Annotated in this window: 15 protein-coding genes; 6 read left to right on the top strand and 9 right to left on the bottom strand. The window is 64.1% G+C overall.

The features are described 5' to 3' along the window. Positions 1-16 precede the first annotated feature (16 nt). Positions 17-1,090, top strand: a complete 1,074-nt coding sequence (locus tag FJ942_RS27235) for an ABC transporter ATP-binding protein (protein WP_140658336.1) — start codon at positions 17-19, stop codon at positions 1,088-1,090. On the opposite strand, the gene FJ942_RS27230 is transcribed toward FJ942_RS27235, so the two are convergent. The 5 genes from FJ942_RS27230 to FJ942_RS27210 form a co-directional block, all read right to left on the bottom strand. After that, a complete protein-coding gene (locus FJ942_RS27230; RefSeq protein WP_246671091.1) occupies positions 1,054-2,364 on the bottom strand; it encodes a flavin monoamine oxidase family protein in 1,311 nt (436 codons plus the stop codon). The two genes, FJ942_RS27235 and FJ942_RS27230, sit on opposite strands and share 37 nt — an antisense overlap. Continuing rightward, on the bottom strand, positions 2,361-3,437 hold the full coding sequence (locus FJ942_RS27225) for an extracellular solute-binding protein (protein WP_140899535.1): 1,077 nt from the start codon (positions 3,435-3,437) through the stop codon (positions 2,361-2,363). The genes FJ942_RS27230 and FJ942_RS27225 overlap by 4 nt, the downstream gene beginning before the upstream one ends. Before the next feature lie 110 nt (positions 3,438-3,547). Further along, entirely contained in the window at positions 3,548-4,648 is a 1,101-nt protein-coding gene (locus FJ942_RS27220; protein WP_140899533.1) for an ABC transporter substrate-binding protein, read from the bottom strand. A 34-nt stretch (positions 4,649-4,682) separates the two neighbouring features. Further along, entirely contained in the window at positions 4,683-5,369 is a 687-nt protein-coding gene (betI, locus tag FJ942_RS27215) for a transcriptional regulator BetI (protein ID WP_224647079.1), read from the bottom strand. 27 nt (positions 5,370-5,396) lie between these two features. Further along, positions 5,397-6,197 carry a class I SAM-dependent methyltransferase gene (locus tag FJ942_RS27210; protein ID WP_140899531.1) on the bottom strand — a complete coding sequence of 267 codons (801 nt, stop codon included), beginning with the start codon at positions 6,195-6,197 and terminating at the stop codon, positions 5,397-5,399. Between the two features lie 201 nt (positions 6,198-6,398). Here FJ942_RS27210 and FJ942_RS27205 point away from each other — a divergent pair, with 201 nt between their 5' ends. Genes FJ942_RS27205 through FJ942_RS27190 form a run of 4 tightly spaced genes read left to right on the top strand, consistent with a single transcriptional unit; the run spans position 6,399 to position 11,102 of the window. Continuing rightward, the gene (locus FJ942_RS27205) at positions 6,399-8,018 is read left to right on the top strand and encodes an NAD(P)/FAD-dependent oxidoreductase (protein ID WP_140500605.1); all 1,620 of its coding nucleotides are present in this window, start codon (positions 6,399-6,401) and stop codon (positions 8,016-8,018) included. Next, a complete protein-coding gene (locus FJ942_RS27200; RefSeq protein ID WP_140899529.1) occupies positions 8,005-9,570 on the top strand; it encodes an NAD(P)/FAD-dependent oxidoreductase in 1,566 nt (521 codons plus the stop codon). The genes FJ942_RS27205 and FJ942_RS27200 overlap by 14 nt, the downstream gene beginning before the upstream one ends. 51 nt (positions 9,571-9,621) lie before the next feature. Next, positions 9,622-10,845, top strand: a complete 1,224-nt coding sequence (locus FJ942_RS27195; RefSeq protein ID WP_140899527.1) for an aminomethyltransferase family protein — start codon at positions 9,622-9,624, stop codon at positions 10,843-10,845. Positions 10,846-10,847: 2 nt separating this feature from the next. Beyond that, positions 10,848-11,102, top strand: a complete 255-nt coding sequence (locus tag FJ942_RS27190) for a hypothetical protein (RefSeq protein ID WP_140899525.1) — start codon at positions 10,848-10,850, stop codon at positions 11,100-11,102. Between the two features lie 5 nt (positions 11,103-11,107). Here the strand turns inward: FJ942_RS27190 and FJ942_RS27185 are convergent, their stop codons facing one another. The 4 genes from FJ942_RS27185 to FJ942_RS27170 form a co-directional block, all read right to left on the bottom strand. Next, a complete protein-coding gene (locus FJ942_RS27185; RefSeq protein WP_140899523.1) occupies positions 11,108-12,166 on the bottom strand; it encodes a dipeptidase in 1,059 nt (352 codons plus the stop codon). Positions 12,167-12,318: 152 nt separating this feature from the next. Further along, positions 12,319-12,618, bottom strand: a complete 300-nt coding sequence (locus FJ942_RS27180) for a GNAT family N-acetyltransferase (RefSeq protein ID WP_140500600.1) — start codon at positions 12,616-12,618, stop codon at positions 12,319-12,321. After that, positions 12,611-13,240, bottom strand: coding sequence for an alpha/beta hydrolase (locus FJ942_RS27175; RefSeq protein ID WP_140500599.1), 630 nt, complete (start codon positions 13,238-13,240; stop codon positions 12,611-12,613). Before FJ942_RS27175 ends, FJ942_RS27180 begins: the two co-directional genes overlap by 8 nt. Continuing rightward, complete coding sequence (locus tag FJ942_RS27170; RefSeq protein ID WP_140500598.1) at positions 13,237-14,184, bottom strand: VOC family protein; 948 nt, start codon at positions 14,182-14,184, stop codon at positions 13,237-13,239. The genes FJ942_RS27175 and FJ942_RS27170 overlap by 4 nt, the downstream gene beginning before the upstream one ends. Before the next feature lie 221 nt (positions 14,185-14,405). Here FJ942_RS27170 and FJ942_RS27165 point away from each other — a divergent pair, with 221 nt between their 5' ends. Continuing rightward, positions 14,406-15,971 (top strand): alkaline phosphatase family protein, encoded by a 1,566-nt coding sequence (locus FJ942_RS27165; RefSeq protein ID WP_140500597.1) that lies wholly within the window; start codon positions 14,406-14,408, stop codon positions 15,969-15,971. Positions 15,972-16,053 lie beyond the last annotated feature (82 nt).

The raw sequence follows: 16,053 nt of genomic DNA, 5'->3' as shown, positions 1-16,053 counted from the left end.
CCTGTCAGAACGGACGATGATCGAGATCAACGGCGTCACCCGCAGCTACGGCGCCTTCAAGGCGCTCGACGATGCCTCCCTGAGCATCCGCGAGGGCGAATTCTTCTCGCTGCTCGGCCCGTCCGGCTGCGGCAAGACCACGCTGTTGCGCATGATCGCCGGCTTCGACAACCCGACGAGCGGTTCGATCTCGGTCGGCGGCCAGCCGATGGAAGGCATTGCGCCCAATCGCCGACCGACCAACATGGTGTTCCAGAGCTATGCGATCTTCCCGCATCTCAACGTCGAGCAGAACGTCGCCTATGGCCTGAAGCGGCTGAAATTGCAGGGCGGCGAGGAGAAGCGCCGCGTCGAGGAAGCCCTGGCGCAGGTCTCTCTCACCGGCCTCGGCAAGCGTCTCGCCACCGAGCTGTCCGGCGGCCAGCGGCAACGCGTCGCGCTCGCCCGCGCGCTGGTGATGCGGCCCAAGGTGCTGCTGCTCGACGAGCCGCTGTCGGCGCTCGACAAGAAGCTGCGCGAACAGATGCAGGTCGAGTTGCGCCGCCTGCAGCAGGCCGTCGGCATCACCTTCGTGCTGGTCACCCACGACCAGTATGAAGCGCTGGCCATGTCCGACCGCATCGCCGTGATGTTCGGCGGCAAGATCGCGCAGGTCGCCTCGCCCAAGGAGATCTACCAGCGGCCGGTCAACCGCCAGGTTGCCGACTTCCTCGGCGGCATGAATTTCGTCAAGGCCGAGATCGTCGAGGAGAACGGCGCCTCGCTGGTCGTCGACACGCTGGGCTTCGGCCGTGTGAAGACCGACAAGCCGAAGGCCTTCGTGCGCAATGGCGGCGGCGCCACGCTCGGCATCCGCCCGGAGCGCCTGCGCGTGTTGTGGGACAATGCGACGGCCAAGTTCGAGGTTGCCGGAAAGGTGGTCGAACGCCACTATTTTGGCGAGATCACCCATTTGATCGTCGAGATCCCCGGCCTGGAAAAGCCGCTGTCGGTAACCGAGACCAACGATTTCGGCGCCGACGATATTCCGGTCGGCACTTCGATTCGCCTTGCCTACGATCCCGAAGCCCTGGTGGCGATGGCGGATTGACGGTCCGCGATGATCTTTCGCGCCGCTATGCGACCGGCAACGATCGCCCCTTCGACATAGCCGGGAAATGACGGCGACAGCTCCGACGATGCGAAATGAACAGGCGGCGCGCCGGCCAGGAGCACAGGTTCGGCATCGGTCGCCGCGACGTCGACGATGAGGTCGCTGTAGCCGCCGCCGCTCCAGCGGTCATGCGTCCAGTCGCGCTGGCTGAAACCCGCGATTTCGGCCGCGCCGGGGCCGAGGGCTTCCACCAGTTTCCCGGTCACTTCGGCGCGCAGTGCCGCCTCGCCAAGCTCACCCCAGCGCAAGGCGAGCGGGCCGCCGACGAAGACGACCAGCGCCGCGTGGCCTTCATCCGGACTGGCATCGCAAGCGAACAGCCCCGGCGGGTCGCGCCACATCACCATGCCGCTCAAGCCGCGGCGGCGCCAGAAGGCAGCGGGGTAGCGCACCAGCACCTTGATCACGGCGCCGCTTTCCCAAACGCCGAGTGCCTTCGCCAGGGATTCGGGCAGAGCGGGTGCGAAGTCCAGTTTCGCCGCCATGACCGGCGGCACCGCGACAAGTGCCGCCCGCGCTTCAATGACACCCGCCGCCGAGATGATGCGAACGCCTTGCGGTCCATGCTCGATGCATGAAACGGCCGCGTTGAGCCACAGCCGGTCGCCGAGATCGCTGGCCAGGTCCTCGGCCACCGACTGCATCGTCTCGCGCAGGAAATACTGGAGCTCCGGCACCTCATTGGTGATGCGCCGATCATTGTCGATCAGGTGCCAGAGCGGCAGTTTCTCCAGCGTCAGGCACCACAGGCCCTCGATCATCGAGCGGAAGGCTGCCTTGGCGGCATCGGCATCATCCTGCCGGTCGAGCCAGGCGGCAACGGTCAGCCCGGCAATCGAGGGATCGTCCGGCGCGATCGCGTTCATCCGCTCGCGGATCGCCATCGAACCAGAATAGGTTCGCCTCGCCTCGGCGGCGGAGATCGGCGGCTGGGCGATAAACGCGCCCTCGACATGGGTTTCGACCAGCGTCTTGCCGCGCGCTTCGACAAGCGCCATCAGTTCCGGCATGTCCTCGCACAGGAACTGGCCGCCACTGTCGATGCGCTCGCCGGAGCCGATCTCCACCGATTCGACGCGCCCGCCGACACGGGCACGCGCCTCGAGCAGCACGAAATCGACGCCGGCCTTTTTCAGCTCGAGCGCCGCCGACAGCCCGGTGAAGCCGGCGCCGATGATGACGACATCGGCTCTTGTGGATTCGCTGTTCAATAGCCGGCCTTGATCTTCTCGAACTCGGCGACCATGCGCTGCTTGAGCTCCGGCGCCACCGGCTGTTGGAACAGCGTCTTGTCGAGGAATTTGTCGAGATCGTCGAAGCCGCGATCGGCCAGAACCGTGTGGTCGACTACAGCCATGCCGGCGCTGTTGCCGTGGCCGTAGCCGAAGGTCTTCACCAGATAGTCCGAAACGGCAGAAGCGTTGACTGCATTCAGAAAGTCATAGGCCTGATCGAGCTTGCCGGGTGCATCCTTCATCAGCACATAGCCGCACACCCAGGTCGAGATACCCTCCTTGCTGTCGCGGTTCATCGCGATCGGCAGGCCTTGCCCCTTCAGCGTCACATAGGTCTCGTTCCAGCCCCAGACGAGATCGACCTCATTGCCGATGAAGGCCTGGTTGAGATCAGTGTCGTCGGTCCAGTAGAAACGGATGTTCTTGTGCACGTCGCGCAGGAAGGCGGACGCCTCCTGGAACTGGGCATCGGTCATCCTTGTCCAATTCTTGAGGCCGATGACGAGGCTCGCCAGCGCGTAGGCGTCGTCGACATTGTCGCCGATGGTGACGCGGCCCTTGAACTTCGGGTCGGCGAAGATCCTGAGCGACTGCGCCTGCTCCGGCGTCACCTTGTCGGTGCGGTAGAGAAGCGAGGTGTTGCCCCAGTCGAATGGCATGAACCACGCCTTGCCGTCGTCTGTGGTGGCGAGATCCTTCATCGCCATGATGCCGGGATTGAGGTCTTTCCAGCCTGCTATCCTCGACGTGTCGAGCGGCTGCAGTAAGCCCGCCTCGCGCCACTTGACCACGCTTTGCGAACAGGGATGCGCGATGTCGGCCTTGAAGCCGGCTCGCATCTTTTCGAAGGCCTCGTCCTCGTCGCCGAAGAAGGCGAAGGTCGGCTCGGCGCCGTATTTGGCGGCATAGGCGGGGTGCAGCAGCGGGTCCTCATAGCCGGACCAGTCGAACACGACGAGGTCGCCGCCACCTTCCGCCCAGGCATAGACGGTGCCGGCGCCGATCACGCAGGCGACGGCAAGGGCAAGGCGGCGTAGCACTGGCTTCATGGTGCGAATTCCCCCGTCGCGAAAGGCTGCCGCGAGGTTATGAGAATTCGCCTCTCTTGGCGAGCCCGCCCGCCCACCATCTCCGCAGACGGGCGGGCGGCCGAACCGGCTCAATATCCGGCTTTGATCTTCTCGAACTCGGCGATCATCTTGAGCTTGAGCTGCGACGGCACCGGCGACTGGAACAGCGTCTTGTCGACGAATTTCTGCACGTCGTCATAGCCTTTTTCCTTCAGCACGGCCTGATCGACGCCGGCCATGCCCTTGGCGTTGGCCTGGCCATAGCCCCAGTCCTTGACCAGCACCTTGGCGGTTTCGGGATCGTTGACGGCGTTCAGATAATCATATGCCTTGTCGACATTGCCGGGCGCGTCCTTGAACAGCACATAGCCGCAGACCCAGGTCGAAATGCCTTCGTTAGTGTCCTTCTTGGACTTGATCGGCACGCCGGCGGCGACCGATTGCACGGTGGCGTCGTTCCATGCCCAGGCAAGATCGACCTCGCCGCCGCTCAAAAGCTGCACCACGTCCGTTGTGTCGGTCCAGTAGGAGCGCACGTTCTTATGCACCTGGCGCAGGAAATCCGACGCCTGTTTGAACTGGTCGTCGGTCATCTTGGTCCAGTCCTTGACGCCGATGGCGAGGCTCGCCAGCGCATAGGCGTCGTCGACATTGTCGCCGATCGAAACCCGGCCCTTGAACTTCGGATCGGCGAACGCCTTCAGCGACTGCACGTCCTTGGCGTCGACCTTTTCGGAATTATAGGTGAGCTGGGTGTTGCCCCAGTCCCAGGGCATGAACCAGGCCTTGCCGTCCGCGGTCGTGGCGAGATCCTTCATCGCCATGATTCCGGGATTGAGATCTTTCCAGCCTGTGATCTTCGATGTGTCGAGCGGCCGCAGCAGGCCGGCCTCGCGCCATTTCACCACGCTCTGCGAGCAGGGATGGCCGAGATCGGCCTTGAAACCCGAGCGCACCTTTTCGAACGCCTCGTCCTCGTCGCCAAAGAAGGCGAAGGTCGGCGAATCGCCGTTCTTTTCGACATATTTCGGATGGAAGCTCGGATCCTCATAGCCGGACCAGTCGAACACGACCAGGTCTTTGTCGGCGGCAACCGCCAGGGCTGCGGCCGAGGCCGCCAGCACGCCGGTCAATGCCAGGGTCAATGTCAGGCGTCGGGCCAATGTCAGCCGCTGGATTGATGTCTTCATTGCTGTTCCATCCTCTTTTATTTTATCGATTGCTTCATGCCTTGCGACGGGTGGCGGCTGCTCCCTGGTAATGTTTAGGGAATGCGGCCGACAGGAATTCGTTGGCTGCCTGCAAGGCGCTCTCGCGGGTGGTGTCTTCGGTGCCCATCATCAAGCGCAGCCACAGCCCCTCCAGCATCGCGCTGAGCGCCAGCGCCATGACCTGCGGCTCGTAGTCATATCCGCCGCTTTGCTTGAGCGTCGCGCAAAGCTCGATGAAGATGTTCTGGTAGACGGCATCGCGGGCGCTGCTCAGCGCCTGGTAGGTCGGCCGCGACTTGGCCTCGCCCCAGAAGGCGCACCAGGCCGCCAGCTTGCGCTTGTTGCAGATCGAACGGTCGAAATCGGCCGCGACCAGGGTCCGCAACTGGTCGGCGGGGTCGTTCCCCGCTTTCTCCAAGGCATTGCGCCAATGCGCCGAGTACTCGTCATACATATGCTGCAAGGTCGCGATCAGCAGTTTTTCCTTGCTCTCGAAATGGAAATTGACGATGCCGCGCGACAGGCCCGCGCCATCGGCGACGTCGGCCATCGTCGTCTCCGAATAGCCGCGCTTGGCCAGCGAATCGATCGTCGCCTCGATCAGCTGAAGCTGCCTGACCTCCTTGGAGGCCTTGCGCCCGCGTTTCTCGGGTTCGCTCGATGCCTCGGCGGACTGCTCTTGGCGTGCTGCAATTTTCATGGGTGCGGTCATGCTCCACATCGCCGGCTAGCCGACCATCTTCGGTTTTTGCCCGCGAAGATGAGTGGGACGGTGCTCGCCACTGTCAAGCACCTTCTGCATGGCCTCCCAGGTTCGTATGTTCTTGTCGACATAGGCGGCGCCCACTGCCGCCGCGACCGTCGGATAGAGCGGCCCCTTCAGCCTTTCCAGTTCGCCCCGCGCCACCTCGCGGTACCAGGGATTGCGGTCGCGAACCGCGATCTCGGCAAAGCCCGCCTGGCGCATCGCCTGTGCGTAACGCGCCGGCGAGGCCATCGCGAAGGACAGCCCTTCGGCGGCGACATAGGCCTTCATCTCCGGTGATGGTTCGCCGTCATGCGAGATCATCCAGTTTGATGCCGCAAAGGCGCCGCCGGCCTTGAGCACGCGGAATATCTCCGCAAACAGCGCATCCTTGTCGGCGACATGCAGCAGCGCATCCTTGGAGAAGACGACGTCGAACGACTGATCCTCGAAAGGCAACCGCCCAGGCGGCGCCTGGATGAAGCTGGCGCGGTCGGCAAGCCCGCGGGAGGCTGCCCGGCGCCTGGCCGTTTCGGTCACCGGCCGCTCGACATCGAAGCCGGTGACGTGCGCGGCGCCATGCCGTTCGACCAGATGCAGCGTGATGCCTCCGGACCCGCAGCCGATGTCGAGCACGGTCTTGCCTGCGAGCGAAAGTCCCTCGAGCACGCGGTCGACTTCGTCGGGCCCGCCCGGCGACAGGTAGCCGTCGCCCCACAGCGCCTCGAGGAAGCGGATGGCGGCTCCGTCGTACTCCGGCTCGGCCTCGGCCGTTTCGATCATCAACCCTCGATCCCCAATCGACGAATGTCCGTCTCGAACGCCTGCAAAGCCTAGCCCAGGTCTGGGAAAACGCAACATCATTTGTTGAACATTCATTCAATACGGCTGGACAAAACGACGACTACCGTGCCAAATTTCGCGCATTGAGGGGACGGATTACGCCAAAATGAACAGCGGATCGCATGGAAAGACTGGGCCAAAATGAAAGCTTGGGATGCGATCGTCATCGGCGGCGGACACAACGGACTGGTCAACGCCTGCTATCTCCAGCGCGCCGGGCTCGACGTGCTGGTGGTGGAGAAGAATCCCTGGGTCGGCGGCGCCGCCACCAGCCGGGAATTGACGTCGGGCTTCCTCTATTCCAACTGTTCCTATGTCTGTTCGCTGTTTCGCCCTGAAATCATGCGCGACCTCGAACTGCCGCGCTTCGGCCTGCAGGTTATCTCCTATGAGGGCGGCGCTGTGTTCACCAGGGATGGCGATTATCTCGCCAATTACCGGGACCATGATGCACACCGGCGCGAATTTGCGCGCTTCTCGAAACGCGATGCCGAAGCCTACGACCGTTATGCGCGCGACGTGACGCGCCAGTGCCGTTTCATCCAGCCGCTGTTGATGCGCACCGCGCCCGACCCGACCAGTCTGCGGCCGCGGGATCTGGGCGAGCTCCTTTATCTGGGCAAGAAATTCGCGGGCCTGTCGGCGGAGGAAATGGCGCTGACGCTGCGCTTCTGGACCATGTCGATCTCGGACTTCCTCGATGAATATTTCGAGACCGATGTCATCAAGGCCAATTTCGCTTTGTCCGGTATCATCGGCACGGCGCTCGGGCCGATGTCGCCCGGCACGGCTTATGTGCTGCTGCACCACTATATGGGCGAGGTCGACGGCTCGGTCGGCGCCTGGGGCTATGCGCGCGGCGGCATGGGCGCGGTGACAAAAGCGCTGGCGGCATCCTTCAAGGCGTCGGGTGGAACCATTCGCACCGGCGCCGAGGTCGACCATGTTCTGGTGAGCCGCGGCAAGGCCAAGGGTGTGGTGCTGGCCGGCGGTGAGGAGATCCGTGGCAAGCTCGTCGTCTCCAACGCCGACGTGAAGCGAACCTTCCTGAAACTGGTCGAGGAAAAGGAACTGCCCGAGATTTTCCTGCGCCGGGTCAGGAACTTCAAGATCCGAGGTTCGTCCGGCAAGGTCAACATCGCGCTGGACTCGATGCCCGAATTCCCGGCTCTGCCGAAGGATTCGCCGGTCTATCGCGGCGACATGCATTTCACCGATTCGATGGAGCGCATGGAGCGCGCCTATGACGACTGGAAGGCCGGGCGCTGGTCGGCCGATCCTTTCCTCGACATGGTCATCCCGACGACGCTCGACCCGACGATGGCGCCGCCGGGAAAACACTTCATGAGCTGCTTCGTGCAATACGCGCCGCCCAAGGTAAACGGCCATGAATGGTCCGACGCCGATCGCGACGGATTCGCCGAAAGCGTGATCGCGCAGATTGCCGACTACTCGCCCGGCTTTCGCGACCGCATCGTCCACATGGAGGTGCGCACGCCGCGCGAAATCGAGGCCGAGGTCGGGCTCACCGAAGGCAACATCTTCCAGGGCGAACTGACCTTCGACCAGCTTCTGTTCAACCGCCCGGTGCCGGGCTACGCGCAATACCGCTCGCCGGTCGGCGGTCTTTATATGTGCGGCTCCTCGACCCATCCCGGCGGCGGCGTCATGGGCGCGCCCGGCCGAAATGCCGCGGCCGAGATCCTGCGCGATCTCGCCAAATCGACCTCGCATATGAGCCCGGCCCATGACGTCATATGATGCAATCGTCATTGGCGGCGGCCATAATGGCCTCGTCACTGCTGTCACGCTGGCGAAGGCAGGGCGCAAGGTGCTGCTGCTGGAAGCGGGAGCCGATCTCGGCGGCGCCGCGCGCACGGAGGAATTCGCGCCGGGTTTTCATGTCTCGTCGATCGCCCATCTGCTGAACCGCCTGCATCCCGACGTGGTGAAGACGCTGGAACTGGAGAAGCATGGCCTGCGGATCACCCCAGACGACTTCGCGCCGTCGGTTGCGCTGTCGATGGACGGCTCCCCGCTGGTCCTGCACGGCGCCTATGGCGAAACGCTGACCGGCGCAAGTTTGTCCGAGCAATCCGCGTGGAAGCAGTTGCGCGCGCAACTGCTTCGCTACGCCGGCATCCTGGAACCCCTCCTCTCGCGTCGTCCGCCCGATCTGGCCGGCATGTCGCTGCTGGAGGCGGCGGCGTTCGGCCAGGCCGCACTGGCGCTGAAAAGGCTCGGCAAGGAAGACATGCGCGATTTCCTGCGTGTGCTTTTGATGAACGTCGCCGACCTGCTCGACGAGCAGCTTGCCGACATCAGGCTGAAAGGGCTGCTGGCCTTCGACGCGACGCTCGGCAGCCATCTCGGTCCGCGCTCGCCCACCTCGTTGCTCGGCCTCTACTACCGGCTGGCCGGCGAGGCCGGCGGTGCGGCCGGCGCGCAGACAGTGCCGAAGGGCGGCATGGGCGCGGTGATCGCCGCCATCCGCGCCTCGGCCGAAAAGGCCGGCGTGAACGTCCGCACATCGGCGCCTGTCGCAAGGATCATTGTCGAGAAAGGCCGTGCCGTCGGTATCGCATTGGACAATGGCGAGGTGCTGCGCGCCAGGACGATCGTCTCCGCGACAAATCCGGCGACGACTTTGCTCGACCTTGTCGGTCCACGCGAACTCGACACCGGCTTCGTGCGCAAGGTGAACAACATCCGCATGAAGGGTGATGTCGCCAAGCTTCACCTGGCGCTCGACAGGCCGCCGCAATTCACAAATGTCGATGCCGCCGGCCACAGGGGGCGGCTGGTTATCGCCCCCTCGCCCGATCATGTCGAGCGCGCCTTCAATCCATCCAAATACGGCGCGTTCTCGCCCGAACCGGTGATGGAGATCACGCTGCCAAGCCTCGCCGATCCATCGCTCGCGCCCGACGGCGCCTGCGTGCTGTCGGCGGTGGTGCAATACGCGCCCTATGCTCTGAAAGAGGGATGGGGCGCCGGCAAGGCGAAATTCCTGGAGGCAATCATGGCTCAGCTCGAAGCCTACGCGCCAGGCATCGGCAAGACGGTGCGCCACACCGAGCTCTTGACGCCCGCCGACATCGAAACGCGCTACCGCATGCCGGGCGGCCACTGGCACCACGGCGAGTTGCAGGCCGACCAGATGCTGATCTCGCGCCCGGTCTCGGGCTGGTCCGGCTACGACACACCGCTCGACGGGCTGTTTCTCGCCGGTGCCGGTTCACATCCCGGCGGCGGCGTCTCCGGCGCACCTGGATTGAACGCCGCTCGACGCATCATTGCGATGAAGGGGTAAGGCGATGTTTCAGTTGGCGGCAGTCGCGTTCTACGGCGAAGGATCGCCAGCATGAATCAGCAACCATCATCCGCCCGCATCGCCGCCCAATCCCACTTCCGCACGTTGCGTCTCGGCACGCCGTTCCAGCCGCGCATCGATGCTCTGGCCAAGACCCAGGATTGGTACAACTGGGCGGGCTACCGCGCCCCCCATTCGCTGTGGGACGAGGAGCTCGAATATTTCGCCATTCGCAGCCAGTCGGCGCTCTTCGACATCTCGCCGATGACCAAATACCGCGTCGAGGGACCGGACGCCGAGGCCTTCCTCGACCGCGTCGCGCTGCGCGACGTGACCAGGCTGAAGCCGGGCCGCGTCCATTATACCGCGTGGTGCGACGACGAGGGCTTCGTCCTCGATGACGGCACGCTGTTCCGGCTCTCGCCAACGCGGTTCCGGCTGTGCTCGCAGGAGCGGCATTTGCCTTGGCTGCTCGACAGCGCCATCGGGTTCGATGTGACGGTGGAGGAAGAGACCGAAGCCGTCGCGGGCCTGGCACTCCAAGGTCCGACCTCTTTCGCCGTGCTGCGTGATGCCGGTTTTGCCGATGTCGAAAAGCTGAAGGCATTCGACCTCGCCGAATTCCCGCATGATGGCGAAACCGTCACCATCTCGCGCACCGGCTTCACCGGCGACCTCGGCTATGAATTGTTCATGCCGGTCGACAAGGCGCTTAGCCTGTGGGACCGGCTGATGGCGGCCGGCGAACTGCGCGGCATCCGCGCCATCGGCTACACCGCGCTCAACCGCGCCCGGCTCGAAGCCGGGCTGATCGTCGCCAATGCCGACTTCACGACAGCCGAACACGCCATCCGCGCCGACCGCTTGCGCATGCCCGACGAGATCGGGCTCGGCTTCATGATTGATCTGGAAAAGGCCCATTTCAACGGCCGTCGCGCCATCTTCGAGGCGCGCGCCAAGCGCAAGCTGCGGCATGTGCTGGTCGGGCTGGAGATCGAAGGCAACATCCCGGCCGAACACGCCATCGTCTATCACAGAAAGAGCCAGGAGGTCGGGCTGGTCAGCGCCGCCATGTGGTCGCCGATGGCCAAGCGCAACATCGCCATCGCTTCGCTGGTGCGACCATATGGTGATACTGTCGTCGACGACCTCTGGGTCGAGATCTACGCAATGCGCGAGCTGCAATACCAAAAGCTGATGAAGCGGGCCAAGGTGGTGCCGCGGCCGTTCATCAAGCTCGATCGCCGCACCGCCAATCCGCCGGCGGATTTCTGACCATGGACGAGGAAGCCGACAAGCAGCAAGAAGAGGCGGTCGAACAGTGGGAACTGGTCAACACGCCGCTCGGCGAAAAATGGTCGGGCCGCACACGCTATGCCGCCGCCATGTTCTTCTACAAGCGCGGCGAGATGAGCGCCGAGACGCTTGAGGTCTACCGCATCTGCGCGCGGCTCGATTCGGAAAACCCGCTGCCGATCATCCGCGACCGCGGCGTCGGCAAGGACTGGCTGAAGCGCATGGGGTTCGGCTGACCTGCCTATCCTATGGTTCTTTCCAGCATGGCCAGCCAGTTTCGGTAGGCGATCTTTTCGATCAGCGCGCGGCCGAAGCCGCGTGCGGCGAGCGCATCGATGAGCTTCGGCAGACCGGCGGCGTCGCCAATGACGGCCGGGATCATGGCTCCGTCGAAATCGGAGCCGAGGCCAACCCCATCCTCACCCAGCGCCTGCAGCAGGCAATCGATGTGGCGCACCATGATGTCGAGGCCGGTATCGGCATTCATCTTTCCGTCCTCGCGCAGGAAGCCGGTGGCGAAGTTCAGCCCGACCATGCCGCCGGTTTCGCGAATCGCGCCGAGCTGCCAGTCGGTGAGATTGCGTGAGTGGCCGCAGATCGCATGCACGTTGGAATGGGTCGCGACCAGCGGCGCATCGCTGAGCGCGGCGACATCGCGAAAGCCCTTCTCGTTGAGATGCGACAGGTCGATCATGATCCTGAGTTGGTTGCAGGCCTTGACCAGCGCCTTGCCGGCATCGGTCAAGCCGGGACCGGTATCGGGCGAGGACGGAAAGCGGAACGGCACGCCATGGCCGAAAGCGTTCGGGCGGCTCCAGACGATGCCGAGCGAGCGCAAGCCGGCGGCATGCAGCACGTCGAGCATGGTGAGTTCGGGATCGATCGCCTCGACCCCTTCGATATGGAATACCGCAGCGATCGAGTCGCGCACCATGGCGCCGCGCACATCTGCGGCATTGCGGCAGACGCTCAGCGCTCCGGCCCGTTCCAGCCTGAACAGGATCGAGGCCATCGCGATCGTCGAGGCCAGCGCATCGCTGTGCGGGAGTTCGGGCGGCAACGGCTCGGCATCGCTGGGCGTCGACGGGACAGCGCCGCGCCGGCCTCTCTCGACAGGGGGCGGGAAGATCGCGAACATGCCGCCGGCGAACCCGCCGGCCCGTGCGCGCGGCAGGTCGATATGGCCGCCCGATTTCCCTTCCATGAACAGCTTTTCGACGTCCGGGTCTTTCGACTGATAGAGTCTGAGCAGCGTGTCGTTATGGCCGTCGAAGACGGGAACGAGATCGGTTTCGGTCATGAAGGGATCATTCGGTTCGATGTGCGCACGCCGCCCGCGATATATCATATCTACTTAGGCAAGATGGGCCGAGCGTGCAAATGCCAAAGCCGTGCTGGCCTATCACACTGTTTTACTCCCGAGGGTCCGGACTGGCAAAGCGCCGGCTGATCCTACCCCTTCAGCACGTCGGCCCACTCCGGATGACGGCGGAACTGGGCGTTGGCAAAGGGACAGAGCGGGATGATCTTCTTGCCCGCCGCGCGCGCGTCCTCGACGGCACGGGTGACGAGCCGAAGCCCGGCACCCTGGCCGCGAAACGCGTCGGGCACTTCGGTGTGGTCGATGATGATCTGGTGCTCGCCGATCCTGGTGAAGGTCATCTCCGCCTCGGCGCCGCCCGGACCGCGCAGCACGTAGCGGCCCTTGGAACCACGATCTTCGAGTTCGATCTCCGGCAGTTGGTCAGGCATCGCTTACTCCTTGGGCCACGCCGGCAAAGAGCCGCCGCGCCGCCTCGATTTCGTTCGGCCGCACTTCGTGCCCGCCTTCATGCCACTCCACTGTGACATCGGCGCCATCGGCGCGCAAATTGGCTTCGAGCCGCGAAGTCAGGTTCGGCGGACAGATCGGATCCCGCCTGCCGGCGGTCACCAGAATGCGGCGCCCGGCAAGACTCCCGTTCACCTGCGGTTCGAACGGGATCAGCGGGTGCATCAGCACCGCCGCGTCGAACAGGTCAGGGGCTTCGAACAGCAGCGACGCCAGGATGTTGGCGCCGTTTGAATAGCCGAGAGCGTAGACCGCCGACGGTTTTGCCGCTGCTATCTGCGCCTTGACGAAGCCCGCCATCTTCCGAGTCGCGCGCGCCAGGTCCTGCATGTCATAGACGCCCTCGCCGGTGCGACGGAAAAAGCGCGCAGCGCCTTGTTCAGACACATCGCCGCGTGGCGAGATGATGGTTGCCTGGGGCGCGAGATCGCGCCCCAGCGAGACGAGCTGGCCCTCGTCGCCTCCGGTGCCATGGAAGACGAAGAGCAGCGGACCGCCCGGCGAACCGGGCAGCACCTTGTGGATGTAGCTGTCTGTGCTCATGACCCCGCCCCTCGGTCTTCCAGCTTCTGCAGATGCTGTTCGAGATAGGGCCGCAGGTGTTGATGCTGCGCCGGCAGCTTCAAAGCTTCACCGAGATGGGCGGTGTCCTCGTCGCGGTCGAAGCCCGGCTCGTTGGTGGCGACTTCGAACAGAACGCCGCCCGGCGTGCGGAAATAGATCGCCCAGAAGTAATCGCGGTCGATCACTGGCGTCACCTGGTAGCCGGTATCCATCAGCGCCTTGCGCACTTCGAGCTGCCTGGCGCGATCCTCGACGGCGAAAGCGACGTGATGGACCGAGCCCGCGCCGAGATCGGCAAAGGCGGCACCGGGTAGCGATTCGATGTCGACGACGTCGGCGCCATTGCCGTTCCTGATCGCCAGCCGCCTGACATTGCCGGATTTGTCGAGCTCCTCATAGCCCATGAACTTCAAGAGTTCCTCGGTGGCGCCGCCATCCTTCAGGCGCAGCGACACGGAGTGAAAGCCCCGGATCGCCTCGTCGGCGGGAATGCCGCCCTTCGCCCATGGCGCGCGCGTGTCGGCCCTGTCCTCGACGAGCGCGAAACCGTCGCCGTCCGGTCCGGCGAAGGCCAGACGCTTCTCGCCAAAGGTCTCTTCGCGCGAAAGGCCGGCGATACCTTCCTCGGCGAAGCGCCTTTCCCAATAGGCGAGCGTGCCTTCCGGCACCGAATAGGCGGTGGTGCCGACTTCGCCGACGCCGTGACGGCCCTTGCCGATATTGGGAAACGGAAAATAGGTCATCACCGAACCCGGCGTGCCGAGCTCGTCGGCATAGTAGAGATGGTAGACGTCGGGCGCGTCGAAATTGACCGTTTTCTTGACCCGGCGCAGGCCGAGCTTCCCAGTGAAGAACTCATTGTTCTGGCGGGCATCGCTGGCCATCGAGGTGACGTGATGCAAACCCTTGATCTGGTCGAGCATGAGTGCCGCTCCCTTGTTCTATTGCGGCCCCTGCCGCTGTCGCCGCCAATATGAGCATCGGCCTGTCCCCGTCAAAGGCGGCAAAGGCGGGATGGACTGTACTCTGGAAGTGAACAATCGAAAGCAATTTGTTCACCGATCCACCAGCAGCCCGGGCTTGCGCCGGGGCGGGATTTCGGTTCCATGAGCGACGCTCGCACATTAGCCAAGGATTATCGCCAGTGACCGGAAAAGGCAGGCGTCCGAACGTTCTCCTGATCACCTGCGACCAGTGGCGCGGCGATTGCCTTTCGGCGGCCGGCCATCCCCTGGTGAAGACGCCGAATGCCGACGCATTGGCAGCGGAAGGCGTATTGTTCAAGCGGCACTATGGCGGCGCGGCACCCTGCTCGCCGGCCCGTGCCTGCCTCTATACCGGCCTCTACCAGATGAATAACCGGGTTTGCCGCAACGGCACGCCGCTCGATGCCCGTCACGGCAATATAGCGCTTTCGGCGCGCGCGCTGGGCTACGATCCGACGCTGTTCGGCTACACCGACGTATCGCTGGATCCGCGCCGGCTCGCTCCGGCTGATCCGCGGCTGCGAAGCTATGAAGGCGTGCTTCCTGGTTTCACGGTGCGCCAATTGCTGCCAGAGCATCAGAAGCAGTGGCTGTCATGGCTGGGAATGCAGGGCATCGATACCGACGCCGGCTCCCCCGCGATCCATCGACCGGCGAACGGGGCAGGCGATGCCGGCTCCGTGACGAGTGCGCCGCCCGTCTATTCGAAGGAGCAGACGCCGACCGCTTTTCTTGCCGGCGAATTCATCCGATGGCTGGGCGAACAGGAGCATGCCGCGCCCTGGTTCGCGCATCTCTCTTTCATCAGCCCGCATCCGCCTTTCATCGTGCCTGCACCATACGACACCGTGTACGACCCCGCCGACGGCCCCGACTTTCGCCGTGCGGCAGACTGGCAGAAAGAGGCGGACAGCCATCCCTATCTCGCCTACGATTTCGGCAGGCAGAAAAAGCACAAGTTTCGACCTGGCGCCGCAGGCAGTGTACATGACTGGAGCGAGGATGATTTCCGCCGCATCCGCGCGATCTATTACGGCATGATCTCGGAAGTCGATGCGCAGCTCGGCCGAATCTGGCAGGCGGTCAAGACGGCGGGCGCGTGGGACGACACCATCGTTGTGCTTACCTCCGACCATGCCGAGATGATGGGCGACCATTTCATGCTGGGCAAAGGCGGCTTCTTCGACGCCAGCTATCATATCCCCTTGGTCATCCGCGACCCGCGTCACGGCCGCACCGCAGGCGTGGCCGTCGACCGCTTTACCGAGGCGGTGGACATATTGCCGACCTTGCTCGACCTGCTGGGGGGCGAACCGGCGCCGCACCTCGACGGTCATTCGCTGCGGCCGTTCATCGCCGGCGAGGAGCCGCCGGACTGGCGCGACGCCGCGCATTGGGAATTCGATTTCCGTTCGATCGCGGAAGGCGAAGCCGAACGGCATTTCGGCCTTGCCTCGCGCCAGTGCAATCTCGCCGTGATCCGCACGGAAAAATTCAAATATGTGCATTTCGGCGGCGGCCTGCCGCCATTGCTGTTCGACCTGGAAAAGGATCCCGCCGAGCTCGCCAATCTCGCCGCCGATCCCGCCTATCTCCCGATCAGGCTCGAGTTCGCCGAACGGCTGCTTGCCTGGCGGACCGAACATCTCGACCAGTCGCTGGCGCTGGCGGAGCTGACCAGGGATGGCGTTGTGGGCTATGTAAGTAGGGCAGTAGGGGAATAGGGAATCCCTACTGCCCTACTGCCCTACTGCCCTACTGCCCTACTGCCCTACTGCCCTACTGCCCTACTGCCCTACTGCCCTA

This window comes from Mesorhizobium sp. B2-4-2, from assembly GCF_006442845.1.
GTDB lineage: Bacteria > Pseudomonadota > Alphaproteobacteria > Rhizobiales > Rhizobiaceae > Mesorhizobium.
The sequence above is the reverse complement of the archived record's forward strand: the minus strand, read 5'-3'. Positions and strand labels throughout refer to the sequence as shown.